Raw genomic sequence first — 24,149 nt, 5'->3', positions numbered from 1 at the left:
TAACCTATTTAACGTATTCAGCTGAGTGATTTAACGTTGCGATTTTAGATTTATTTTGTTCAATAAACTGTTTTTTATCCATGTCGGTTTGGGTTAAATAATCAGTTAAAAATTTAGCATTACTGTCAATTTGAGCACCATTTAAAATCAATCTTGGTAAATCAATTTGATAGATTGTTTGATCGGGTGATTTATGTAAATTTTCAGGTTTAGCATTGGTTAATAAATAGAGTTGACGATCTTTTTCAGATAGACGATTAATAGTAGGGGTACCCGAACCCATCATTAAGTGATCCGGAAAAATATAAAAGACCGTATCTTCGAGCAATCCATTATGCTTTAAATATTGGATAAATTGTCCGACATTATAATCCAGTGAGGCAGCAACAAATGACATATTATCATCTTTAGGTGTAATAACCGATGCCATTCGTTCATCGTAAAATCCGTTAGGGGCATGGGTTGAAACGGTTGAAATAAATAAAGCAAAAGGTTGATTTTCCTTACTCATATCATTAATTTGTTTTTTGGCGATATCAAAAATATCTTTGTCATATAATCCAAATGGTGCATTGGGATACTGATCTATATAGTTTTTTTCAGAAATCACTTTTAAACCAAGTAATTCAGCAGTATGTCCAATACCAGCAAAATCAGGGCCAGCCATAACATAGCGTGTTTGGTAGCCTGCCTGTTTCAATACATCCCCTAAACTGATTAATTGGGTTTGATTGCTTTTCATCAATGGCGAAGTTGAATATCCACCAATTAAAAAAGGCACGCCCGTCATGTAAGTATACATTGATGCCGTTGTCCAGCTACTGCCGACACTCATTGGCATATTCGGGAAGAAAGTATACGTTTGACGTAATTGTCTTAAATGCGGTGTGATATCCGCAAAATCTAAAAATCCTTGCTCAAACGATTCTAACGAAATGACGACAATATTTTTTCCTTTATGACTAATTAACTGATTTTTATTAGTATAGTCAGTCATATTGAGCGTTTGTAGTGCTTGTTCGAATGATTCACGCGGTGCGTTTGTCACTTGATAAATTTCGTATAAACGGCTTAACGGTCCATTGTGATAACTGATACTGATAATGGCAATCATAGCCAATACCAAACGAAATAATGGATGGCATTTGCGCTTAAATAAACCCGCTAATTTAAACAGTAAAAATACAAAACCTAAAAAGACAACAATTACTAGGAGTGCTTGTAATTTAAAAATGAATAACCCTTGAATAATGTCATTAATGTTTAAATTGACATAAAACTGGTAATCTATAAAACCGCCACTAAAATAGATTGAGGTTAACTCCATGACAATAAAAACGGTCAACAGGCTGATCACCAGCAGTTGCCACTTTTTGCGTTTAAAAAATGAGGCAATCACGACGGTAATAATTAAAAGAGGTAAAACAATTAATGTCGAAAGTGGCATAAAACAAAATACTCAATGATTAACTTTTGCATAAGTATATACTTAATATTATGAAAAATAAAAAGTAGCGAGTATTTTTATTTCAATAGCTAGATAGAATGCTGTTAACTGACTATATTGAGTGTAATTAATCTGTTATTTATCAACAATTAAATTAAAAAATAACATTTTTTTGTTAAGGTTAAATCATAACCGCTTGATGAGTTAATCGGATATTTAGCATATCCAGATTTTTATAATCTTATTTCTATAAATATTATTTATAACTCATAAAAAAGATTGAAATAAAATGTTGGATGGGTAAGGATAATTCATCGTAATTTTTAAGCATAAAGTTAACCAACAGCCTAAAAGCCAATGTAATTGAAAATAAGGAGTCAAAATGTTTAGTAAAGAAATGACTATTGCCGATTATGACAAGGAATTGTGGGATGCCATTAAGGGTGAAGAACAACGTCAAGAAGATCATCTTGAATTAATTGCATCCGAAAATTATGCCAGCCCAAGAGTAATGCAAGCACAAGGTTCCCAGTTAACCAATAAATATGCAGAAGGGTATCCAGGTAAACGTTACTACGGTGGTTGTGAATATGTCGATATTGTCGAAAAATTGGCTATTGAACGAGCAAAAACGTTATTTGGTGCTGATTATGCTAATGTACAACCTCATTCAGGTTCGCAAGCTAACTTTGCTGTTTACACCGCGTTATTGAATCCTGGTGATACAGTACTGGGTATGAATTTATCTGAAGGTGGTCATTTAACCCATGGTGCACCGGTTAGTTTTTCAGGCAAGCTTTATCATGTGGTTGCCTATGGTGTTGATGCGGCAGGCCGTATTGATTATGAACAGTTAGCGACCATTGCTAATGAGTCAAAACCTAAAATGATCATTGGTGGTTTTTCTGCTTATTCTGGTATTGTTGACTGGAAGCATATGCGTGAAATTGCTGATAGTGTGGGAGCTTATTTATTTGTGGATATGGCGCATGTTGCAGGTTTAGTGGCCGCAGGTGTTTATCCAAATCCTGTTCCTTATGCGCATGTGGTTACCACAACAACCCATAAAACTCTTGGTGGACCAAGAGGCGGATTAATTTTGGCAAAAGGTGGTAGTGAAGATCTTTATAAAAAATTAAATTCATCCGTATTTCCAGGTGCTCAAGGCGGGCCTTTAATGCATGTCATTGCAGCAAAGGCGGTAGCATTAAAAGAAGCAATGGAACCGGCTTATCAACAATACCAACAGCAAGTTGTTAAAAATGCGCAAGCAATGGTTGATGTGATTTTAAAACGAGGCTATAAAGTAGTTTCTGGTGAAACACACAATCATCTATTTTTGATTGATTTAGTCGATAAAAACATCACAGGTAAAGAAGCTGATGCCGCATTAGGTAGTGCAAATATTACCGTGAATAAAAATAGTGTACCAAAAGATCCGCAAAGTCCTTTTGTCACATCAGGTATTCGTATTGGTTCACCAGCGATTACAAGGCGAGGATTTAAAGAGCCCGAGTCGCGTGAATTGGCTAATTGGATTTGCGATGTGTTAGATAATATTGATGATGAACAAGCTATTCAGGCTGTTAAAGAAAAAGTATTAGCAATATGTCGGCAATTCCCTGTTTATCAACATTAAGATACTATCATTATCGCCGACACTATCGGCGATAATGATAAAGTTGTTTTTATTGTTTTTCTGTGTCTGTGGTTTTTTGTATAAATTCTTGCTTTTGTTGCTCTATAAAGTGTTTTATATGACCTTTATGCCATAACCACCCGCCTGTTATACCAATACCTAATACTAAAGCTATCCAAAATACAATGGCGAATTTATTACGACGTTTTCTCATCGGATCACGTAAATTACGTTTAGCATTCTTCGGTAATTCCGCTTTACTGGTTAGTAATCCGCCTAATAATAAGTTTATTTTCACTTGCCCATTAATTGCCCAACCGGATGCTTCAAGAAGTGGACCAAGTGTACGGTGTCTTAATTTTAACCAAGCTAAAATCACAGAAGGACCCGATATAATGACAAATAATCCAATAATAACCAAAGGAAGTTGCCACCAGCTTAATGAAAATAATGCTTGGAAAATAGTTGCTAAAGCGGTACCGATTGCACCAATTGCTAAACCAATTGCGGCAAATATACCGACACTTTTGCCAATGTCAAATTTGGTATCTGGATTTTGTAAGACTTGCGTACCGGTTTTTTCGATGTCGGCATCTTTGCTGGTTGCCCATTTATTAATTTGTTCAGTAATAAGGCGACCAATTCGTTGATACGGTGCCCAAACGGCTTGTTGGATACTGATTGGTTTTGTAATAATCTTAACTACATTAGCATCCCAATCATTGCCTTCATTGTCAATAAATACACCGTTACGACCTTCGATAAGTAAATCGCCTTGCCCTGCAGTAATAGCCGCTGCGATCACCTTTTTTTCACCTTGTCTGGTACATTCACAGTAAAGTAAACACAGTTCCGAGTAGTTAGACATTGTAATGTGTTTGGCAATATTATCTACCGAAACACATAACGTTGCACAGCGACCATCAATATAGAGTTTTCCAAGTTGAAATGCGGCTCTTTTTTCAAGTGAAAAGAAATCAGAAAAAGAAGTAAAATTGACGAGTAGTCGATACAAATGTTTGTGAAATAGAACAAGTTTTTCTAAAACTAATACATCTGAGGCTGAAATTGGTGTCTTATTGTCTTGATCAACCATTTCTTGAAATTGAGCCAATAAATCACTATTTGCCATGTTTTTAATCGTTTTGTTTGATAAATCTTCAATGCTATCTGTTGGTTGAACTGAAACTTTGGTTTGAACCATACTAGGTTTTGAATTAATCAGCGAGGCGTAAGGATCAAGACTGGTTTGAATATTTTGCCATTCTTCTTCTGTCAGTACATTAGAATTGGCTAATAACGGCGAAACGAGTGTTTTAAATTGTGTAATTTTTGCTTTCCATAATGGATTGAGCCCATTGACCAAATCGAGAGAGTTATGGGTATCGATTTTTGATAACGGTAATTCGGCTAGCGCTTCGTCTGATAATAACCCATTTTCTGTTGGGACAATATACTTCTCATCAACGTTCAATGCTGTTTGTGCTTGTGGTGCATATTGTGCAAGTTCCACACGTAAAAAATAGTCATCTATTTTTGGTTTTAGCGTTTGAACAAGGTTCCATATTTCAGCACTATTTTCGCCAAATGGTGTTTGAGTATTACTTATATCCTTTTGCCATTGTTGCCATATTTGTAAGTTTTGGACAAATGTTTTGGCAATATCTATGTTAATTCCATTTTCTCCACTCATATCTTTTTCAGCCCCAACAATTTTTATTGCTGATTTGATAAAAGTTTGCATTTCTGGTGATAGCTCGGCGGATGCAGGAAAAATTAAATCACCATTGTAAAGTTTGCCTGCATTAATTTTAATAGATTGTTGTACATCATCTTGAGTTAAATAATCGCAATCACTTTTGTTTAAATTGACAAGAATGCTGCGAGCGGTGATGAATAATTTTTTACCTTGTTCAGTTTCAGTATTAATTTGTGACAAAGGTAAAATATCTGATGAATGTAAGATCGTTTCAAAAGAGTAAATTTTTCCTCTTGTCCAAGCGATAGCATCTAAGATATCAGGTATGCGAATGCGACCGTCTTGATCTTCATCCAAAAGTGCCAATGTTCGTTTGTCAAAATCCAGCCCTGTCGTCGGGCAACTGAGTGCGACCCATAATTTAGGGTCAAGATTGGGTAGATTAATAATATCGTCGGCGTTTTTAAAAACAACTTGATCTAATCCACCTACACGCTGAAATGTCCACATATGACTCATGATAACCTCCATACTGAAATTTATTTTATTTCCTTTATGTAAATAAATATAACAGTATTAGTCGTTTAATGAAAGAGAACAGTGATTTTAAGCTTGTGAAATTTTAAAAATTTTGAAGAATTGAGTTTAGTTGCTGACCACAACTTTATGATAGAATAACGCCATATTACTTAATATCCAAATAAAAAATAACTATGTCATTAATCAATCTTACAAATGCTTATCTTTCCTTTAGTGATGCGCCACTACTCGACCATATCGATATGTCGATTGAAGCTAATGAGCGTGTCTGTCTTGTTGGACGTAATGGTGCGGGCAAATCAACGTTACTTAAAGTATTAAATAAAGAAGTACCGTTAGATGAGGGGCAAATTGTTTATGAAAATAATGTTGTTGTGTCACGATTACAACAAGATCCCCCAAGGGATATTCAAGGAAATATTTTTGATTTCGTTGCCGAAGGCTTAAAAGAACAAGCTCAATTATTGAGGGATTATTATGATTTATCTCATCGTATTGAACAGGATCCCAGTGAAAGTAATTTGGCTAAATTAGCGAAATTACAAGAGCAATTAGATCAGCAAAATGGTTGGCAACTTGATAATCGTATTCGTAATGTTATCTCTTCACTTTCATTGGATGGTGATGCGCTGTTGTCATCCTTATCAGGAGGCTGGTTGCGTAAAGCCGCATTGGCTAAAGCATTAGTATGTCAGCCAACAGTGTTGTTACTGGATGAGCCAACTAACCATTTAGATATCGAAACGATTAAATGGTTAGAGGAATTTTTAAAAAGTTTTAATGGTAGCATTGTGTTTATTTCACATGATCGTTCTTTTATTCGGCAAATGGCAACACGTATTATTGATCTCGATAGAGGTAAAGTGGCTTCATGGGGTGGAGATTATGATAGCTATCTTGTTGGAAAAGAGGAAGCACTACGTGTCGAAGAGTTGCAAAATGCAGAATTTGATAAAAAATTAGCTCAAGAAGAAGTGTGGATACGTCAAGGTATCAAAGCTCGGCGAACACGTAACGAAGGTAGAGTACGTGCTTTAAAGGCGATGAGACAGGAACATTCACAACGTCGCCAAGTCATGGGCAGTGCAAAAATGCAAATTGAAGAAGCGTTGCGTTCTGGCAAGATTGTTTTTGAATTGGATAATGTGAGCTATCAAATCGAAAATAAATTATTGGTTAAAGATTTCACGGTACAAGTATTACGAGGCGATAAAATTGCGTTGATTGGTCCTAATGGTATAGGTAAAACAACTCTTTTAAAGTTGATGTTAGGTAACTTACAGCCGACGTCGGGTAGCGTCCATTGTGGTACCAAATTGGAAGTCGCTTATTTTGATCAGTATCGACTTGAGTTAGATCCTGAAAAGACTGTGATGGATAACTTGGCTGAAGGTAAGCAAGAGGTGATGGTTAATGGTCGATCTCGTCACGTGCTCGGCTATTTGCAGGACTTTTTATTTCCACCAAAACGAGCCAGAACTCCTGTTCGTGCATTATCTGGCGGTGAGCGAAATCGTTTATTATTAGCTAAATTATTTTTAAAACCAAGTAATTTATTAGTACTCGATGAACCCACCAATGATCTGGATATTGAAACATTAGAGTTGTTAGAAGAACTAGTTAATGATTATCAAGGTACTGTTTTACTGGTTAGCCATGACCGGCAATTTGTTGATAATGTGGTTACCCAATGTTGGTTTTTTGAAGAACAAGGTCATATCGGTATTTATGCGGGCGGATATACTGATGCTTTACAGCAACAGCAGCAAGCAAAACCCGTGTCGGTGAATAAAAATACTGCACCGGTTAAATCCGATGAAAAAGCGGTAACAGCAGAAACCAAAATGCCTGAAGCGAAAAAGAAAGTAAAGCTAAGTTATCATGAACAACGTGAATTAGCACAATTACCAAGCCAAATAGAGCAATTGGAATTAGCAATAGCTGATTTACAAGCGCAAATAGGGCACAGTGACTTTTTTAATCAACCCCACGAGATGACAAGCCCGATTTTAACAGATTTGGCAAATAAAGAAGCTGAACTAGAAGCCGTTTTTGCACGTTGGGAAGCGCTTGAGTCGTTAAGTCAACAATAAAAACGTTAAGAGCTTGCTTGGCTTGGCAAGCTCTTGTTAGCAATTACCATTTTCTTTTTGTTAATATAAAAAAGAGTGCTAATGCCAGAATAACAAATATTGATCCAATAAATCCTATATACTCGGTTGATAGTCGCACTAAGACTTGGCTACCCACAAACGCACCTGCACCAATGCCGATATTATAAATACCTGAATAAACGGATGTTGCAATATCAGCTGCATCTGGTGCAACATCGATGACTTTGCTTTGCATGACCATGCCGATAATGGTGATCGCAAGTCCCCATAACATGCCTTGTATGATTGCGGTGATTAAGTTGAATGAGCATACATAGAGCGAAAGTAAACAAATCATTAATAATAACAATGGAATGATTAGAATTGCTGTTGGATGTTTATCAGAATATTTAGCAAAGACAACACTGCCGATCATACCTGAAAAACCAATAGCTAATAAAATGCTAACCACCACTTTTTCGTTAAAACCACCGACATTTATCATAAAAGGGGTGATATAGGTATAAGCACAAAAATGACCGGTAATAATAATTGCTGTTAATAGATAGATATTGAGTAATACTGGTCGTTTAAGCACTTTCGGAATATCACGGATAGATAAAGTGTCTGTGCTTGGCACAGGCGGTAATAAATAGAGTAATGAAACCATGACACAAAAAGCAATAAAACCGATACATAAAAAAGTAATCCGCCAGCCAACAAGTTGACCAATAATCGTGCCAATAGGAATTCCCAGAATTGTTGCCATTGAAACGCCGACCACAATAAAGCCCATTGCTTTAGCTTTTTTGCCATTAGGTGCAAGTCGAACAGCTAAAGGCGTAGTAATAGCCCAAAATACAGCGTGTGCACAGGCGATCCCAATTCTGGCTACCATTAAACTATAAAAATCCCAAGCAAAACCCGCTAAGATATGGCTACCAATGAATAAACAGAATAAAAAAACAAGAAGTTTTCGGCGATCCATTTTTGAGGTTAATACTGTCAATGGTAACGATAATAATGAAACAGACCAAGCATAGATAGTTAATAATAATCCAGCATGCGCTTCATCCATTGAAAAACTTTTAGCGATGTTGGGTAGCAACCCTACTGGAACAAATTCGGTGGTATTAAAAATAAATGCTGCAAATGCCAAACATAAAATTGACGACCAAATTCGAGACCGTTTATTAGCATTATTTATCATGTTGTTTTTCAAAGAAGGGATAAATAGATTGAGTGTCATTATAACATGAATAATGTTCGTTATTAAACAGGCAGTAAAGATAATGGTGTCAGCTTTGAGGACAACTAATCGGCATTCATTATCGATTTTGTATCTTCATTCGCAACAGGTATATAATATTTATACCTTTCCACTAGCAGTGATGATAATCATGAATCAACTTTTTATTACGATATGTCTATTAATTTTTAGTAATCTATTTATGACGTTCGCTTGGTATGGTCATTTACGTTTTTTGCATAATCAAGTCTGGATTGTTGCCGTTTTTATTAGTTGGGGGATTGCGCTATTTGAATATTTATTGCAGGTTCCAGCTAATCGTATAGGCTTTCAAGTTGCCACGGCAGGTCAATTAAAAATTATTCAAGAAGTCATTAGTTTGTCTGTCTTTATACCCTTTTCAATTTATATCTTAAAAGAACCTTTTAAAACTGATTATATTTGGGCTGGTTTCTGTTTGCTTGGCGCAGTATTTTTTATGTTTCGAGATAAAATTTTTGCATAATAAACAGTTATGCTACCTCTATTTTAAATATCATTACGGCTAGAATAGTGATTCAATCTTTATATCACTATTGATAAAAAGTGACAGTATGAAAATGTGATAGTTATCACATAATGTAAATGATGTCATTTATTAATCCAATAATTCAATTTAAGATTAATTAATATCAAATAAATCAATGTGATTAGACAATAAAATTTAGAAAATTTTATTGTATGGAAATTGTAACAAGGCAATTTAATCGTTTTAAATACCAATGATATAGGAATAACAATATCGAGAGAGAAAAGGGGCAGTCTATGCAAAAAATGTTAGTTAAAAGTATGATGCTGTATTCTTTATTATGTGTTCAAGCATTCGCCGTAGAAATAAAAGATGTGACAACACATCCCAATGATTATTTTCTTACTGAAAATCAAGCTCCCGATAGTTTACAATTGTTACCTCCACCTCCTGCATTTACCAGTGTCGAATTTTTAAGGGATAAAGCCATGTATGATTGGGGTAAATCGATGCGTCATACCGAACGAGGAAGGCAAGCTTATATTGATGCTGACTCTAGTAAGGAAAATGTCACTCAGCAATTTTCAACGTCGTTTGGTTTTGATATATCTGCTATCAAGACACCCGAAATTTACAAATTGATTACTACAATGAAAGAAGATGCAGGTGATCTGGCTACACGTTCGGCGAAAAATTATTACAATCGTATCCGACCATTTTCCTTTTTCAATGAGCCCACTTGCCGACCGGAAGACGAAAAAACGCTTTCTACCAATGGATCTTATCCCTCAGGACATACAACAATTGGTTTTGCCATATCGTTGGTGTTAGCTGAAATCAACCCACAACGTCAAAATGAAATTTTGAAACGAGGTCTTGAAGTGGGTGAAAGCCGTGTTATTTGTGGATACCATTGGCAAAGTGATATTGATGCAGCTAGAGTCATGGCGGCGAGTGTGGTTGCACAACTGCATGCTAATGCCCAGTTTAATCAACAATTAGCAAAAGCCAAAATGGAGTTTAACCGCTTACAAACCAATCAACAAAGTAGAAAGTAATAAGAGTTATCGAAAAATATGATTTGATTGTAAATCCAATGTTTATCAATTTAAGGCTGATATTGGTTGTTTTGTTAAACAACCAATATCAAGTTTAACAATTATAACGCTTTAAATGAGATATCCGGTAAAATCGCTTCACCTTGCCAAAATAATTCACTGGCAAGTTGCCCAGCAATTCGACAATAATTTTCAGTAAATTCACTGTCAGGATGATTAATGACTGTTGGCGTTCCTGTATCAAGGTCTTGTCGCAACATTTTATGTAGTGGTATTTGCCCAAGTAGTTGAGTTTGATATTTTTCGGCAAGCTGTGCCGCGCCACCTTCACCAAAAATTGCCTCATGATGCCCACAATTTTCACAGATATGGTAACTCATGTTTTCGACAATACCTAACGTCGGGACATTAACCTTATTAAACATGGTGATCCCTTTTTTTGCGTCGATTAAGGCAATGTCTTGTGGTGTAGTAACAATCACTGCGGCAGTAACAGGAATACTTTGCGCGAGTGTTAATTGAATATCTCCTGTACCTGGTGGCATATCAATCACTAAATAATCGAGTTCTGGCCAAAGCGTGTCTTGCAAAATTTGCAATAATGCTTTGCTTGCCATTGGTCCTCGCCATACCATAGCCCCATCTGAATCGACTAAATAGCCAATCGAGTTACTGGCTAATTCATAGGCCATAATTGGGGTCATATGTTTATTGTCGGGGGTGAGAGGCTGTTGTTTTTCGGTTCCTAACATGGTAGGTATAGAAGGGCCATAAATATCGGCGTCTAAAATACCAACTTTGGCGCCTTGTTTTTGCAGTGCAAGCGCAAGGTTAATCGCGGTTGATGATTTACCGACTCCCCCTTTACCAGAGCTAATGGCGATGATGTTTTTAATGTTTTTTATCGCTTGTTGATGGTTAGCTCGTTTAAGAGTGGCAATATTGAAATCAATTTGCCAATTGACTTGTTTTATACCGTCAAGTTCAAGTAATTGAGGTGTGATAGTCTTTTTCAGCTCTTCAAAGGTCATTTGCCATGCAAAGGGCATCGTTAAATGAATATGCAAAGTTTGATTTTCCAATTCACACTTCTTAACGGCGCCTAATTCGATTAAATTTTTTCGCAAAGTAGGATGAGTAAAATTTTCAAGAATCTTTTTGGGTTCCATGGTGATTAGCCTTCATTTTTATCTACGGTTTTATCTGCTTTTATGCTGATTTGTATAGTTATCATGCTTATTTAAGTAAAATATTGAGAACAGCCAAATTATTTTATGCTTTCCAAAATATCGTGAGTCATTAGTTTGCTGATTTTTCTGAATCAGGAAAGAATTTTTATTAAATTATGGCATAAATCTAGCGATAATCCCATGTTTGATGTACTATTCCCGACATTATGTAATAAAAGGTATTAAATTGACATGACAACAAAACGCAAAATATTAGTGACTTGTGCACTTCCTTATGCAAATGGTTCAATTCACTTAGGACATATGCTAGAACATATTCAGGCTGATGTATGGGTACGCTATCAACGAATGCGTGGCAATGAGATTTACTTTATTTGTGCAGATGATGCGCATGGTACGCCAATCATGCTTAAAGCTCAGCAATTAGGAATGACGCCTGAACAGATGATTGCAGAAGTTAAAACTGAGCATCAACGTGATTTTGCTGGATTTAACATTAGTTATGACAATTACCATTCAACGCATAGCCCAGAAAATCGTGAAATTTCTGAGCAGATTTATAAAAAGCTAAAGGCTAATGGTTACATCAAAACAAAAGTAATATCACAATTATTCGATCCAGAAAAACAGATGTTTTTACCTGATCGTTTTGTGAAAGGCACTTGCCCTCGTTGTAAAGCACCCGATCAGTATGGTGATAACTGTGAGGTTTGTGGTGCAACTTATAATCCAATTGATCTCATCAATCCTCAATCAGTTATTTCTGGCGCAACTCCAATAATGAAAGACTCAGAGCATTTCTTTTTTGACTTGCCCGCTTTTTCAGAAATGTTACAAGCGTGGATCCGTTCTGGAACATTGCAAGATCAAGTTGCGAATAAAATGCAAGAGTGGTTTGAAGCTGGATTACAACCTTGGGATATTAGTCGTGATGCTCCTTATTTTGGTTTTGAAATTCCGGATGCGCCGGGTAAATATTTTTATGTTTGGTTAGATGCGCCAATAGGTTATATGGGATCTTTCCTTAATTACTGTAATAAAAATAATAAAGCGATATTTGATGAGTTTTGGAATAAAAACTCAACGACTGAACTTTATCATTTTATCGGTAAAGATATTGTCTACTTCCATAGTCTATTTTGGCCGGCAATGTTAGACGGTAGTGAACATCGTAAACCTTCTAATATCTTTGTTCATGGCTATGTGACAGTCGATGGTGCTAAGATGTCAAAATCAAGGGGTACCTTTATTCAAGCAAGTACCTATTTAAAACATTTAGACCCTGACTGTTTGCGTTATTATTATGCAGCGAAATTGTCGCCACATATTGATGATATCGATTTAAATTTGGAAGATTTTGTCCAACGTGTTAATAGTGATTTAGTTAATAAAGTTGTTAATATTGCTTCTCGTTCGGCAGGCTTTATCAGCAAACGTTTTGACGGTAAATTGTCTGATAATCTAGCTGAGCCAGAACTTTATGCTTTGTTTGTTGAAAAATCGAAAGTAATTGCTGAATATTTTGAACAACGTGAATCGGGTAAAGCAATACGTGAAATTATGGCACTGGCTGACGAAGCAAATCGTTATATAGATGAAAAAGCGCCATGGGTTGTGGCAAAACAAGAAGGGCAAGATCAAGCATTACAAGATATTTGTTCAATGGGGATTCATCTTTTCCGTATTTTAATGACCTATTTAAAACCTATTGTGCCAGCATTAGCAGAACGCACTGAAGCATTTTTAAATAGCGAATTGACTTGGGAAGCGATTAATCAGCCTTTAACCGGACATAGTATTAACCGATTTAAAGCTCTATTCAACCGTATAGATATGGATAAAATTACTGCTATGATTGACGAAACTAAACAACAAGCAGCATTAGCGACACCTGCTAAAGAAAAAGTCGCTGAACCGATTGCTGATACCATAAATTTTGATGATTTTGCAAAAGTAGATATGCGTGTTGCATTGATTAAAAATGCAAACCTAGTTGAAGGATCAGACAAATTATTGCAACTTACACTTGATATTGGAGACGAAACCCGTAATGTCTTTTCAGGCATTAAAGAGTTTTATCCAGACCCTCAAGTTTTAGTGGGCAGATTAACGATTATGATCGCCAACTTAGCGCCTCGTAAAATGCGCTTTGGTATCTCTGAAGGCATGGTACTTTGTGCAAGCGGTAAAGATGATAGTGAAGGCGTTTACTTATTGTCGCCTGATAGTGGTGCAAAACCGGGCATGCGAATTTCGTAATTAATTGTTTTCTTTTTTTTCATCTTAACAAGTAAAAAAACTTGTTAAGATGTTTAATTTTTTATTTAACGTGTTTTGGTGCAAAAGTTTTAAGACTTTTGATTTTCAGCCGCATTGCCAGAATAAGGTAAAATGCTATCTTTTAATGTAAATGAAAAATCTTTTGTGCTGATTTCCCCGATGATGTTGTCGCTATCATATAGCGCCATTAAAAAACCCGCCATTTGCTCTGCGGTGTGATATTGGCTGAAACTTTTATTATAGTCATATTCATTGACATTATTCGCTTTTTGACCAAATTCAGTTTTGGTTGCCGCAGGGGCTAAGACTTTAGCCGTTAATTTCGCTTTTGCTTGTCTTAATTCTTGCGCTAAACCTTCAGTAAAAGCATTAACATAGAATTTAGTCGCACAATAAGTGACAGCGTTGGGTACAATTGTGTATCCACCTCGTGAGGAGATATTAATTATTTGTGTGCCAGATTGATGGTGATATTTATGCACATAAAGCGTTGATAGAATCGTTAAGGCTTCGATGTTTAAATGTAGCATGGATTGTATTTTATCTAAATCTTGATCTTTAACACTTCCATAATGCCCAAAACCTGCATTATTTATCCATGTTTCAATATAATAGCTATCTAATTGTTTGAAGAGTGAAAAAACATTATTGGCTTGCGACAAATCACAAATTTTAATGATGACGTCTAAATTTGGATTTAATTCGGCAATTTTTTGTTTCAATGTTTCTAGTTGTGATTCTCTTCTTGCTATCAATATAAGGTTTTTATTTCGTTTAGCAAATTCAATTGCAGTAGCATAACCAATGCCTGAACTTGCGCCGGTAATTGCAGTGTATTTTTTATCATGACTGTTCATTTTTTGTTCCTTTTAATTTCTTAATAAAGTAATTGTTATGTTAGATTTCCATAGATTGTGGAGTAATTTTTTGTTTGTTGAATTTCAGTTATATAACTAATTAATTTTAATTAAAAAAGTTTTTGTTGGTTAAGCTCACGCCAATCACCAACTTTAGGATATAGAGCTAGTTTTGATATAACCAATATCCTTTGCATAAATTATGGAAATATAAAGATGTTTACTTTTCACGTCATTGCTTAGGATAACAAGCGATCTTCAGTTTTTTATATTATTTAGTTTTGAATCTATAATGATATTTTCAATAGAAGTTGAATTGACAATACCTATTTATCTCGTGGTAAATTTTACTTTCATACCCTAGATGATTTTGTTTTATTATCTTTATAAAATAAGAGATAATAAATATTATAAAAATTGATTTATTAACAACTGGGAGTTGATAATTTGGATCTATTAAAGTGTATGGAAGCATTTGTATTGACGGTGAAAACCGGATCGTTTGTGTCTACGTCAGTATCATTGAATACTTCACCGCAGATGGTGACTAAATATATTGCTTTTTTAGAAAAACACTTAGGATTAAAATTACTTAATCGTACAACTCGCTCGCAACATCTTACTGTATTTGGTAAACAGTATTATCAACGATGTTTGTTAATTCTTGCAGAAATAAAAGAGACGAAGATATTAGCGCAACAATTTATTGAAGAGCCAAAAGGTCGATTAAGGATTAGTGCACCTGTCAGTTATGGACATTATAATTTAATTCCGGTTATTAGCCGTTTTATGAAACGCTACCCTAAATTAAACATTGATATCCAATTAAGTGATCGCTATGTTGATATAGTAAAAGAGGATTATGATATTGTGTTTCGTATCGGTCAATTAAATGATTCTGGCTTGATCGGACGCAAACTTAAACCTTTTCAACTTATATTTGCCGCTTCGCCGAGTTATTTGATGCAAAATGGCGTACCAGCTGTTCCTGACGATTTAAAAAATCATCAGTGTCTAATTTATCAATATGTGAATCGGAATAAAAATGATTATGTTTGGCCATTTACGATGAATGGCAAAGTCGTCAATCTTTCTATTTCTGGCTCATTACAATCAAATGATACTTCAGCATTAGCAATTGCCGCCATTGAAGGTTTGGGGATAACGATGTTACCCGAACCGATGCTGAATGAGGCGATAAAACAAGATAAACTATTACCGATATTACAAAATTACTTACCCCCCGCTCGGGAAGTCCATATGCTTTATACTGCTGATAGGCAACCGCTAGCTATAATGAAAATGTTTATTGAATTCGTGGTTAATACGATGTCATGAAAATCATCAAATGATTTTAAGATCAGACTTGATTTAAGATAGCTGTTATAAGGCAATAAAAAAAGGCGATAAAATCGCCCAAAGTCAAACAGTTATACTTAAAGATTATTGTATTGTCGCTAAGGTACTAACTTCATTACCTAGCATATTATTTAGGTAGACTAAATCGTCTGCGGTTAATGTACCAACAGCATATTTAAGTTGTAGTAAATTTATAAGATAGTTATATTTCGCATCTGATAAATTTCGTTTAGAGCTATAAAGTTGAGTGGTCGCATTCAATACATCGACAATAGTTCGAGTCCCTACTTGATAACCTGAATTCGTCGCTTCTAATGAGCTTTCAGCTGAAACAACCGCTTGTTGATAAGCTTTAATCGCACTGATTGACGAAGAAATATTGTTATAAGAAGAACGGACTTGATTGATTACACTGCGATTAGTACTTTCAAGCTTTTCACTTGAACTAACGTAGTTGTGTTGAGCTTGCTCAACTTTGGATTGCGTGGCTCCACCTGAGAAGATAGGTAAATTTAAACTTAATCCAACATAGTTATTGCCCGAATAAGATTTTCCTCTGTGACCACCATTAGTCGCAAAATTATCTCCATATCTATCGGTTTTATTTAGATTTGTTGATGCATCTAAGCTAGCTGTTGGTAGATGCCCTGCTTGTGATAATTTGATTTGATCACGCGCTATTTCTTGGTTTAATTTCATTGTTAATAAATTCAGATTAGACACCTCAGATTGTTTTAACAACGAATTAATTGAAATTGGCGCTTCGGTTTTAAACATTTTGGTATTAATGGTCGCTAAATTTGAATAGAATCGTCCACTGACCTGACGTAAGTTTTCGATAGCGTTATTCAAGTCGTTTAACGCATTAACTTGTTGAGCAAGCGTAAGGTCATAATTTGCTTGCGCATTTTGCACATCGGTAATTGCTACTAAACCAACTTGATGTTGTTGTCTGGTTTGTTGTAACTGACGACCAATTGCTTTTTTCTGTGCATCGATAAAGTTTAATGCTTCAAGTGCTTTAAGTACATTAAAATAAGCAACTGAGGTATTTAATATAAGCGTTTGTCCTTGATATTGATAAGCTATATCGGCAATACTAGCTTGCTTTTTAGTGATGTCTAAAGCTTTCCAATTAGAATAATTAAAAATACTTTGTGATAAGCTTACTTGATAAAGGTTTCCGCTTTTGGATTTTACACCACTGGTATCACGACGCCCATGAGTTACACCATAAGAAGCGCTTAAACCAATTTGTGGTAATAAGCTTGCTCGTGATCCAGAAATTGCTGAATATGCCTTTTCTTTTTCAGCTAATGAACTGCTTAAATCAGGATTCGTTTCCTTAGCTTGTTCATAAACCTGAACCAAATTTTCGGCAAATACAGAGTGGCTTAGCGCTAAGCCGATTAGAAAGGTTAAAGTTTTTTTCATCAATTTTCTCTTTAAAACATTCAAATATAATAGTATTTTTAATTTGCATAATTTTAACAGATAAATAGGATATAGTAAGCATAGTTTGTTAACTATTCGCACTTTTTATTCAAATTAAGACTAAAATTGAGAGTTTCTATGAAAATTAATAATGATCCTGTTGTGTTTAACAAGAAAGATGTGTTCAATTTGACTAAACGCGTTTTGTATAAAGGCTTTTTTTCTTTAATCGAATATCGTTTTCAGTACCGTAAATTTGACGGCACCAAAAGCGATGTCGTAACGCGAGAAATTCTGGAGCGGGGACATGCTGTCGTGCTATTAGCTTATGATGTAAAACTTGATAACATAGTCATGATAGAACAGATTCGTATCGCTGCCATCGAAACTCAGGATAGTCCATGGTTATTAGAACTTATTGCAGGCATGATGGATCATGAAAATGAATCTTATGAAGAGGTTGCAAGGCGAGAAGCAATGGAAGAGGCGGGTGTAACAATTGGACGTTGTAAGCCGATTGTAAGTTATTTGGCATCACCGGGGGGATTAACGGAAAAACTTCATATATTAGTTGGTGAAGTAGATTCTTCAACTGCGATGGGCGTTCATGGATTGGCAGAAGAAAACGAAGATATCAAAGTGCATGTAATTAGCCGTAAGCAAGCTTATCAGTGGGTTCAAGAAGGCGTAATTAATAATGCCGCATCAATTATTGCGCTTCAATGGTTACAGCTCAACTATAAATCATTAAAAGATGAATGGATATAATCAATGGCAATGATCACATTTAAGTTTTTCTTTCATAAAAATGTGATCCATTTTACACTTTATAAATCTACTTGAATTTATAATAAAAAATATTTAGTCTAGCCAGCTTTGCTACCCTTATTTTTGGGATTTGATTATCTCTAATCGTGTATTTTGATAAAATGTTGAGGTAAATTTTGGAGTCATTTTTAACGCTTCCAATCATAAATAGAAATTACAGTAATATCTTACATATTACCGATACACATCTTTTTGCTAATGACCAAAGTAAATTATTAGGTATTGATTCAAATGCTAGTTTTCAAACAGTGATAAGAGAAATAGAAAATAGAAATAGCCCGTTTGACTTAATAGTGGCAACAGGTGATTTTGTTCAAGATGGATCAGAACAAGCTTATCGTCTTTTTGCCGAGCAAATACAGAAATTTAATCTACCTTGTGTTTGGTTAGCTGGTAACCATGACAATTATCATGATATGCAAGAAATTTTTGCTGACTATCAACTAGCTGAAAATAAAATTGTTCTTCTAGGGAATAAATGGCTTTTAGTGTTGCTTAATAGTCAGGTTGTAGGTCAAGCCTATGGTTTTTTACCCCAGTCAGAACTTGAATTTTTGCAACGCACATTAACAATTCACAATGATCGTTATGCTTTTGTTTTTTTGCATCATCATGCTATTGAGTCAGGTTGTCACTGGTTAGATCAACACATATTAAAAAACAAACATGAATTAGAAGAAATTATTAAGCATCAACCCAATATAAAAGGTGTAGCTTGGGGACATATTCATCAAAGTCTGGATTATATTTGGCACGGCTGCAAAGCGTTTTCTACACCTTCAACTTGCATACAATTTATGCCAAAATCTTATGATTTTAAATTATCCTATGAAGCACCAGGATGGCGAGAAATCAAGCTAGCAATAGATGGATCAATTCAATCCAAGGTTTATCGCATTGCTGACAATTGTTTTCAACCAGATATGTCACAAAATGGCTATTAAGTTAGACCCAATTAGAACATTAGTTTCAAATAGTTAATTTTTTATAGCAACGGTGCAAAAAAATAAAAAAGTCGTTCAATAACACGTTGCCAAATTGGGCGTTTTTTCCATTCATCAATATTTACAATATCTGAGTTAGATAAGTATTTATGTAAAAGTTGAGATAACGATTTAGCAAATTCAGCATCATCAATAACTGTGGTGATTTCAAAATTGAGCCATAGACTACGCATGTCTAAATTTACGGTACCCACTAAACTAAGTTGATTATCAATTAACACACTTTTGGTATGTAATAAATTATCATTAAATTGATAAAGTTTGACACCGCCTTCCAGTAATTCAGAAAAAAATGCTCGACTAGCCCATTTGACCATAAGTGAATCATTTTTTTTCGGAACGATAATAATCACTTCCACACCTCGCTGAGCAGCTGTCACAACAGCGTGTAATATATCATCGCTAGGCACTAAATAAGGGGTAGTAAAAATAATTTGTTCTTGCGCTGAATATATTGCGGTTAACAGCACTTGATGAATCATATTTTCAGTATAACCCGGTCCTGAAGCAATTAATTGCATTATGTGTTTTTTCTCTTCGGGGGGTTCGGCAAACTCAGTAATTTGCGGTAATGCTAAGTATTTTCCCGTTTCAAGCTCCCAATCACTTGCATAAATTGCCCCCATTAACGTTGTAACTGGGCCATTCATTCGTACCATGATATCTACCCATTCGCCAATGTGTTTATTTTGTTTAAAATAGCGAGGATCCACGATATTCATACTGCCAGTATAAGAAATATAATTATCAATAATGGCAACTTTGCGATGTTGACGCAGGTCAAGACGTCGGAACATAAAACGTAGCAGATTTACTTTTAACGCTTCGATAATTGTAATACCAGCATCACGCATTCGTTTACTTGCTTTGGTTCTGATAAAATGACGACTACCTGCGGAATCAACCATTAAACGACAGGTTACGCCTCGTTTTGTTGCTGCAATCAATGCATTCTCAACATCATCCGCTCTACCGCCTTCGTTCCAGATATAAAAAACCATTTCAATGTTTGATGTGGCATGATTGATATCATCGATTAAACGATCGAATATCTCATCTGTTTCGCTAAGTAACTCTATATGGTTACCATTAATACCATCAAGTCCGGTTTGGTGCTTACAAAGTTGAAAAATCGGTTTGCTGACTTGACTAACATTACGGGTAAAAATGTCAGGAAAATCTTCAAGTCGATTGATAAATTTAGCAATAGTCGGGCGCATTTGCTGTGCACGTTTTACTCGTTGTTGACCTAAATGGGCTTCACCTATGGCAAAGTAGAGTATGATTCCAACAATTGGTAAAATATAGATTATTAACATCCAAGCAATAACGTAGGTTGTCGGTCTGCGTTTGAAAACAATACGCAATGAGGTTGCTACAATGAGCAACCAATAAGTTAGAAAGATCAACGAACTAATTAGAGTATGGAATGAGTATAATTGCATGTTGCTCAACTATTGTTAAGATTTAATTTGCTAATCGGGTCTTTGTCGCAATCGAAGTTTTGAAATATTTCTGGTAAAGGTTTTGGATTATTATGTTTATCGACCGAGACATAGGTAAATACCGCATCGGTAATACAAAAGCGCTGTGTTGTATCATCGGTATCAATTAATTTTTTGATCCAAACTTCAATAGCAATTGTCATTGAGGTTCTTCCTGTTTTTATACAACGAGCATAGCAGCAAACTACATCACCAACCATAGCGGGTTTATAAAAAGTAATGCTACTGGCATTAACAGTAACGACTCTGTTTTTAGCAATCTCTTTTGATAAAATACCACCAGCAAGATCCATTTGAGACATGATCCAACCACCAAATATATGTCCATGTGGGTTGGTGTCCGAAGGCATAGCAAGCGTTCTGAGTACTAATTGTCCCTTGGGACTGTCAGTTGTTTGTTTCATCTCTAAAAATACTCCTACCTATGCTATTTATTTACTTTCTAAATCTTTATTAAGATTTTTATAGATATAAATACCAGAAATTAAGGATAATAACAATGATGCAATGGGTAAAATAAAGACTTTAAACCTCCAAAAAAAGTAATCAGAAGTATAATAAGTCGCTATCAAACTAATTGCACCACAAAGTATAAAAAATCCTATCCACACTAAATTTAGTTTGTTCCATACCGCATCACTTAATTGGAGTTCCTTGCTCAACATTTTTTTTAGAAGATTCTTATTAAATAGAAATCGGCTTATTAATAACGCTGCAGCAAATAAAAAATTAATTATAGTTACTTTCCATTTAATAAAAATTGGCTCTCGAGTTGCTAGCGTAATTCCACCAAAAATCATTACCATTAAAAAAGAGATTAGCTCTATTTTGTCAATTTTTTTGTATAAAATTAGTACGACACAAAGTGTAATAGTGGATGCAATCATTAATGCCTGAACGCCAACAAAAATATCATACATAGATAAAAAAATAAAAAAGACGACAAGTGGAATAAAGTTTAAAAGTTGTTTCATTTTGATGATTAACCTAGCAAAATAATGACAATAACCTAAAAAAGTAATAAGCCTATAAAATAGGCTTATTTTTTGGTATGAAGTTCTGGGTGTTTTTTGCAATTACCGGAATCACAATGACCATAAAGGTACAAACTATGGAAAGTTAATTTTACACCATATTGTTCTGCAATCTCTTTTTGTCTGGTATTAATGATTTCATCACGAAATTCAAAGACTTCACCACAATCTAAACAAATTAGATGATCATGATGTTGTTGTGTTGCAAGTTCAAATACAGCTTTTCCACCTTCAAAATTGTGTCGGGTTACAATACCTGCGTCATCAAATTGGTTTAAAACTCGATAAACTGTTGCAAGTCCAATTTCTTCTCCCATATCAAGAAGTTTTTTATAGAGATCTTCTACAGTAATATGTTGGCATGAAGGATCACGTAGTAGCTCTAAAATTTTTAAACGAGGTAATGTAACTTTTAAACCAGCACTTTTCAGCGCTGCATTATTATCTCTATCATGATTTGTCATATTACATCCCAATATAGTTGATATAAATTAGTTATTATAAAATATGATGAACGAAAAATACATTAAATCATTAAAATAGATTAAATATTCATTTCTGTTTTTACTTGTTCAACCCAAGTAGAAATGCGTTCTTCTGTTAATTCTGGTTGACGATCTTCGTCAATTGCCAAACCAACAAAATGTGTATCATCAACTAAACCTTTAGATGCTTCAAAGTGATAACCTTCAGTTGGCCAATGTCCAACAATTTTTGCGCCTTTCGGTTCGATAATATCGCGTATTGTTCCCATTGCACTGCAGAAGAATTCTGAATAGTCTTCTTGATCACCGCAGCCAAAAATAGCGACAGTTTTTCCGTTAAAATCGATTTGCTCTAAATTAGGAAAGAAGTCTTCCCAATCTGCTTGTGGATCACCATAATACCAAGTTGGAATACCGAAAATAAGGTATGCATATTGTTCGATATGCTCTTTGGTGGCTTCTCGAATATCTAAAAGATCGGCTTTTTCGTTACCCAAAATGAGTTGGATTTGTTTGGCAACATTTTCTGTATTGCCTGTATCACTTCCAAAAAAAATACCAACTTGTTTCATTTTTTTACCTTTACAATTATTACGATATTAATTTAGCTAATGAGTATATCATTGTCACTTATTATCAGCAATAATTCTCAATTACAATACCTATAAGATATTATTTACTACACAATTTATTAATCTTGGATTAGAATTGAATCCATTTTTAATATTAACTTAAGTTGTGGAATTTGTTTATGAACTTGCATGAATATCAGTCCAAATATCTTTTTAAGCAATACAACTTACCCGTACCAGAAGGGTTTGTATGCAACTCAATGGATGAAGTACAAGATACTTTAGCCGAATTATCCTCTAAGTCTGATTCAGGGGCTTGGGTTGCTAAATGTCAAGTTCATGCAGGGGGCAGAGGGAAGGCTGGTGGTGTAATTTGTACTGATAATCTTAATCAAATTAAACTTTTTGCTGAAAAATGGTTAGGTCAGTATCTTGTCACTTATCAAACCACATCAGAAGGTCAACTTGTTAATCAAATCTTAATTGAAAAAGCTTCCAATATACAAAAAGAACTTTATTTAGGGGCAGTAATCGATCGAAGTATTCAACGTGTGGTCATCATGGCTTCAACTGAAGGCGGGGTAGATATTGAAAGTGTCGCTGAAAAATCACCCCACTTAATACATAAAATTGCACTTGATCCTTTAACCGGTCCTTGTGCTTTTCAAGGTAGAGAACTTGCCTTTAAATTAGGGTTAACGGGTAAACTTATTAACCAATTTGCCAAACTATTTGTTAATTTTGCACAGTTTTTTATAAAAAATGATGTGTCATTAGCAGAAGTCAATCCTCTGGTTATTACCGATGCCGATGAATTCGTTTGCTTAGATGCTAAAGTCGTTTTAGATGATAACGCAATGTTCAGACACCCTGACTTAACTATTTTAAGAGATACCACACAAGAAGATAAACGTGAATCTATTGCCGCCAAACAAGGGATTAGTTATGTTTCGTTAGATGGCAATATCGGTTGTATGGTTAACGGGGCTGGTTTGGCAATGGCAACCATGGATATGATCAAACTTTATGGTGGAAAACCAGCTAATTTTCTCGATGTAGGCGGGGGTACAACCAAAGAGCGTGTTGCTGAAGCGTTCAAATTGATTTTATCAGATAAAAATGTCAAAGCGATATTGGTCAATATTTTTGGTGGAATTGTTCGATGTGATTTAATTGCCGATGGTATTATCAGCGCCATTAAAGAAATTGGGCTAACTGTTCCTGTTGTTGTCCGTCTTGAAGGTAATAATGCTCTGCTTGCCAGAGAAATTTTAATTGAAAGCCAATTAAATGTTATTACAGCCGAAAGTTTGACTGATGCTGCACAAAAAATTGTTGCGGTCGCATAATAATAGGAAGAGTGGGGAA

Annotated in this window: 20 protein-coding genes; 9 read left to right on the top strand and 11 right to left on the bottom strand. The window is 35.1% G+C overall.

Going from position 1 to position 24,149, the window contains the following annotated elements:
* Window positions 1–4: 4 nt before the first annotated feature.
* The gene (locus tag A9G10_RS06770; protein WP_065558791.1) at window positions 5–1,447 is read right to left on the bottom strand and encodes an LTA synthase family protein; all 1,443 of its coding nucleotides are present in this window, start codon (window positions 1,445–1,447) and stop codon (window positions 5–7) included.
* Between the two features lie 382 nt (window positions 1,448–1,829).
* Between A9G10_RS06770 and glyA the strand changes: the two genes are divergently transcribed.
* Window positions 1,830–3,086 (top strand): serine hydroxymethyltransferase, encoded by a 1,257-nt coding sequence (gene glyA / locus A9G10_RS06765; protein WP_065558790.1) that lies wholly within the window; start codon window positions 1,830–1,832, stop codon window positions 3,084–3,086.
* 49 nt (window positions 3,087–3,135) lie between these two features.
* Here glyA and A9G10_RS06760 read toward each other — a convergent pair whose 3' ends face one another.
* On the bottom strand, window positions 3,136–5,304 hold the full coding sequence (locus A9G10_RS06760; protein WP_065558789.1) for a MerC domain-containing protein: 2,169 nt from the start codon (window positions 5,302–5,304) through the stop codon (window positions 3,136–3,138).
* Window positions 5,305–5,498: 194 nt separating this feature from the next.
* Between A9G10_RS06760 and A9G10_RS06755 the strand changes: the two genes are divergently transcribed.
* Window positions 5,499–7,418 carry an ABC transporter ATP-binding protein gene (locus tag A9G10_RS06755; protein ID WP_065558788.1) on the top strand — a complete coding sequence of 640 codons (1,920 nt, stop codon included), beginning with the start codon at window positions 5,499–5,501 and terminating at the stop codon, window positions 7,416–7,418.
* Between the two features lie 43 nt (window positions 7,419–7,461).
* On the opposite strand, the gene A9G10_RS06750 is transcribed toward A9G10_RS06755, so the two are convergent.
* Window positions 7,462–8,628, bottom strand: a complete 1,167-nt coding sequence (locus tag A9G10_RS06750) for a sugar transporter (protein WP_065558787.1) — start codon at window positions 8,626–8,628, stop codon at window positions 7,462–7,464.
* A gap of 190 nt (window positions 8,629–8,818) precedes the next feature.
* On the opposite strand from A9G10_RS06750, the gene A9G10_RS06745 reads away from it, so the two are divergent.
* Both A9G10_RS06745 and A9G10_RS06740 read left to right on the top strand, forming a co-directional pair.
* Window positions 8,819–9,172 (top strand): DMT family protein, encoded by a 354-nt coding sequence (locus tag A9G10_RS06745; protein ID WP_065558786.1) that lies wholly within the window; start codon window positions 8,819–8,821, stop codon window positions 9,170–9,172.
* 299 nt (window positions 9,173–9,471) lie between these two features.
* The gene (locus A9G10_RS06740; protein WP_065558785.1) at window positions 9,472–10,233 is read left to right on the top strand and encodes an acid phosphatase; all 762 of its coding nucleotides are present in this window, start codon (window positions 9,472–9,474) and stop codon (window positions 10,231–10,233) included.
* A 101-nt stretch (window positions 10,234–10,334) separates the two neighbouring features.
* Here A9G10_RS06740 and apbC read toward each other — a convergent pair whose 3' ends face one another.
* Window positions 10,335–11,402 carry an iron-sulfur cluster carrier protein ApbC gene (gene apbC / locus A9G10_RS06735; RefSeq protein WP_065558784.1) on the bottom strand — a complete coding sequence of 356 codons (1,068 nt, stop codon included), beginning with the start codon at window positions 11,400–11,402 and terminating at the stop codon, window positions 10,335–10,337.
* A 252-nt stretch (window positions 11,403–11,654) separates the two neighbouring features.
* Here apbC and metG point away from each other — a divergent pair, with 252 nt between their 5' ends.
* Window positions 11,655–13,682, top strand: a complete 2,028-nt coding sequence (metG, locus tag A9G10_RS06730; RefSeq protein ID WP_065558783.1) for a methionine--tRNA ligase — start codon at window positions 11,655–11,657, stop codon at window positions 13,680–13,682.
* A gap of 89 nt (window positions 13,683–13,771) precedes the next feature.
* Here the strand turns inward: metG and A9G10_RS06725 are convergent, their stop codons facing one another.
* Window positions 13,772–14,560, bottom strand: a complete 789-nt coding sequence (locus tag A9G10_RS06725; RefSeq protein WP_065558782.1) for an SDR family NAD(P)-dependent oxidoreductase — start codon at window positions 14,558–14,560, stop codon at window positions 13,772–13,774.
* A 447-nt stretch (window positions 14,561–15,007) separates the two neighbouring features.
* Here A9G10_RS06725 and A9G10_RS06720 point away from each other — a divergent pair, with 447 nt between their 5' ends.
* Window positions 15,008–15,898: a LysR family transcriptional regulator gene (locus A9G10_RS06720; RefSeq protein ID WP_065558781.1), complete on the top strand. Its 891-nt coding sequence runs from the start codon at window positions 15,008–15,010 to the stop codon at window positions 15,896–15,898.
* A 105-nt stretch (window positions 15,899–16,003) separates the two neighbouring features.
* On the opposite strand, the gene tolC is transcribed toward A9G10_RS06720, so the two are convergent.
* On the bottom strand, window positions 16,004–17,353 hold the full coding sequence (gene tolC / locus A9G10_RS06715) for an outer membrane channel protein TolC (RefSeq protein WP_065558780.1): 1,350 nt from the start codon (window positions 17,351–17,353) through the stop codon (window positions 16,004–16,006).
* A 138-nt stretch (window positions 17,354–17,491) separates the two neighbouring features.
* On the opposite strand from tolC, the gene nudF reads away from it, so the two are divergent.
* Window positions 17,492–18,121 carry an ADP-ribose diphosphatase gene (gene nudF, locus A9G10_RS06710; protein ID WP_065558779.1) on the top strand — a complete coding sequence of 210 codons (630 nt, stop codon included), beginning with the start codon at window positions 17,492–17,494 and terminating at the stop codon, window positions 18,119–18,121.
* Window positions 18,122–18,297: 176 nt separating this feature from the next.
* Window positions 18,298–19,125 carry a 3',5'-cyclic-AMP phosphodiesterase gene (gene cpdA, locus A9G10_RS06705; RefSeq protein WP_065558778.1) on the top strand — a complete coding sequence of 276 codons (828 nt, stop codon included), beginning with the start codon at window positions 18,298–18,300 and terminating at the stop codon, window positions 19,123–19,125.
* Between the two features lie 41 nt (window positions 19,126–19,166).
* Here the strand turns inward: cpdA and cls are convergent, their stop codons facing one another.
* The 5 genes from cls to fldA all read right to left on the bottom strand — a co-directional run bounded on the left by cls (window position 19,167) and on the right by fldA (window position 22,781).
* Window positions 19,167–20,630 (bottom strand): cardiolipin synthase, encoded by a 1,464-nt coding sequence (gene cls / locus A9G10_RS06700; protein ID WP_065558777.1) that lies wholly within the window; start codon window positions 20,628–20,630, stop codon window positions 19,167–19,169.
* A gap of 5 nt (window positions 20,631–20,635) precedes the next feature.
* Window positions 20,636–21,094, bottom strand: a complete 459-nt coding sequence (yciA, locus tag A9G10_RS06695; RefSeq protein WP_065558776.1) for an acyl-CoA thioester hydrolase YciA — start codon at window positions 21,092–21,094, stop codon at window positions 20,636–20,638.
* Window positions 21,095–21,121: 27 nt separating this feature from the next.
* Complete coding sequence (locus tag A9G10_RS06690; protein ID WP_065558775.1) at window positions 21,122–21,664, bottom strand: septation protein A; 543 nt, start codon at window positions 21,662–21,664, stop codon at window positions 21,122–21,124.
* Between the two features lie 65 nt (window positions 21,665–21,729).
* Window positions 21,730–22,188 carry a ferric iron uptake transcriptional regulator gene (gene fur / locus A9G10_RS06685; RefSeq protein ID WP_065558774.1) on the bottom strand — a complete coding sequence of 153 codons (459 nt, stop codon included), beginning with the start codon at window positions 22,186–22,188 and terminating at the stop codon, window positions 21,730–21,732.
* Between the two features lie 80 nt (window positions 22,189–22,268).
* Window positions 22,269–22,781: a flavodoxin FldA gene (gene fldA / locus A9G10_RS06680; RefSeq protein WP_065558773.1), complete on the bottom strand. Its 513-nt coding sequence runs from the start codon at window positions 22,779–22,781 to the stop codon at window positions 22,269–22,271.
* A 179-nt stretch (window positions 22,782–22,960) separates the two neighbouring features.
* On the opposite strand from fldA, the gene sucC reads away from it, so the two are divergent.
* On the top strand, window positions 22,961–24,130 hold the full coding sequence (gene sucC / locus A9G10_RS06675; protein ID WP_065558772.1) for an ADP-forming succinate--CoA ligase subunit beta: 1,170 nt from the start codon (window positions 22,961–22,963) through the stop codon (window positions 24,128–24,130).
* Window positions 24,131–24,149: the final 19 nt, after the last annotated feature.

Source organism: Gilliamella sp. wkB308, from assembly GCF_001690185.1.
In the GTDB taxonomy this organism is placed as follows: domain Bacteria; phylum Pseudomonadota; class Gammaproteobacteria; order Enterobacterales; family Orbaceae; genus Gilliamella; species Gilliamella apicola_I.
Note: the sequence above shows the minus strand (reverse complement) of the source record. Positions and strands in the feature narration are given on the sequence as shown.